General features: G+C 65.1%; 1 protein-coding gene. It reads right to left on the bottom strand.

What is annotated here, in order from left to right:
- Window positions 1–372: LysR family transcriptional regulator (locus HOV91_RS39275; RefSeq protein ID WP_174190209.1), on the bottom strand; the 372-nt coding region annotated here is incomplete at its 3' end.
- Window positions 373–461 lie beyond the last annotated feature (89 nt).

Genomic DNA, 461 nt, shown 5'->3' on the forward strand with positions numbered 1-461 from the left:
GTCCAGTTCCACCTGCGGGTAGCGCGCGAAGAAATCCGGCAACGCCGGGGCGATGATGCGACGGCCGATGCGGCTGGGTACGTCGATCTTCAGCAAACCGGCCGGTTGCGCGTCGTCCTGCCGGAACAGCGACTCGGCGTCTTCAACCTCCGCGATCAGGCGCAGGCAGCGGGCATGGAACACGTCGCCGTCATGGGTGGTGGATACCCGTCGGGTCGAGCGCTGCAGCAGGCGGGTGCCAAGCCGCTGTTCCAGCTCGGCAATCGCCGCCGAGACGGTCGAGCGGGGCAGGCCGAGCTGGTCGGCAGCACGGGTGAAGCTGGCGCATTCCACGACCCGGGTGAAGATGCGGAAGCGATCGATCCGGTCCATTGTTCGCTGGTCCTGGAAAGTTAAGTCAATGTGGCGGGCTTTATCCGCATTTTCTGCACGATATCGTCGTCAGGGCAGGGTTGCCACCC

The organism is Nocardia barduliensis, from assembly GCF_013315795.1.
GTDB lineage: Bacteria > Actinomycetota > Actinomycetes > Mycobacteriales > Mycobacteriaceae > Nocardia > Nocardia barduliensis.